1 protein-coding gene is annotated in these 1,361 nt (G+C 71.5%); it reads right to left on the minus strand.

What is annotated here, in order from left to right:
- Positions 1-1,361: non-ribosomal peptide synthetase (locus E4U92_RS35255; RefSeq protein WP_137304534.1), on the minus strand; the 1,361-nt coding region annotated here is incomplete at both ends.

Consider the following 1,361-nt stretch of genomic DNA (forward strand, 5'->3'; position numbering starts at 1 on the left):
GCCGCTGAGCGAACGACAGGGGCAGGACCGACGGGCGTTCTCGCGCTGTCAGGGACGGCCGCGCGGGACCCGCGGTGTCGAGGAGCGCCGCCACCGCGGCGGGTGTCGGTCCGTCGAACAGGGCGCGCAGCTCCAGTTCGACGCCGAACGCGGCGCGGATCTGGGCGATGAGACGGGTGGCCAGCAGCGAGTGCCCGCCCAGGTCGAAGAAGTCGTCGTCCACACCTGCCCGCGGCAGCCCCAGCACCTGGGCGAACAGGTCGCACACGATCTGCTCCTGCGGCGTGCGTGCCTCCCGCCCGGTTCCGGCGGACGCGAACTCCGGCGCCGGCAGGGCCGCCCGGTCCAGCTTGCCGTTGCCCGTCAGCGGCAGGCTGTCCAGGACGACAACGGCGGCCGGCACCATGTGCTCGGGCAGCCGCTCGCGCACGAACTCGCGTACGTCTTCGCCGTGGAGGGTTCCCCGTACCACTGCGTAAGCGACGAGGCGGCCACCGCCGGACTGCTCCTCGCGGACCACCACAGCCGCCTCGGTGACGTCCGGGTGGTCGGTCAGCACGTTCTCGATCTCGCCGGGTTCGATGCGGAAGCCGCGGATCTTGATCTGGTGGTCGGCGCGCCCGACGAACTCCAGCTCTCCGTCCTGGTTCCACCGCACCAGGTCACCGGTGCGGTACATGCGCGTGCCCGGCTCCGTGGCGTACGGGTCCGCCACGAACCGCTCGGCCGTCAAGCCGGGCCTGCCCAGGTAGCCGCGTGCGACACCGGGCCCGGCGACATACAGTTCCCCCACCACCCCGGGCGCCGCCAGCTCCAGCCCCGGACCGAGCACATACGTGCGCAGGTCGGGGATCGCGACGCCGATGACGCTGGCCGCCGCAGTTGCTCGCTCCCGGGTCAGCGGCTGATACGTCACGTGAACGGTGGTCTCGGTGATGCCGTACATGTTGACCAGGGCCGGCGAGTCGTCGGGACGGCGCCGGTACCAGTCGGCGAGGCGGGACGGCTGGAGTGCCTCGCCGCCGAACACCACGGTGCGCAAGGCGAGTTCGCGGCCGGGGGCGTCGGCGTCGGCCTGCGCCAACTGGTAGAACGCTGACGGCGTCTGGTTGAGGACGGTGACGCCGTGATCGGCCAGCAGGTCCAGGAAGGCGCCGGGCGTCCTGCTCACCTCGTAGGGCACCACGACCAGTCGACCGCCGTGCAGCAGTGCTCCGAACAGTTCCCAGACCGAGAAGTCGAAGGCGTAGGAGTGGAACAGCGTCCACACGTCGTCGGGGCCGAAACCGAACCACTTCCGCGTGGCGTCGAAGAGCCGCGCCACGTTGCGGTGGGCGACGACGACGCCTTTGGGCCGGCCG

This window comes from Streptomyces galbus, from assembly GCF_005280195.1.
In the GTDB taxonomy this organism is placed as follows: domain Bacteria; phylum Actinomycetota; class Actinomycetes; order Streptomycetales; family Streptomycetaceae; genus Streptomyces; species Streptomyces galbus.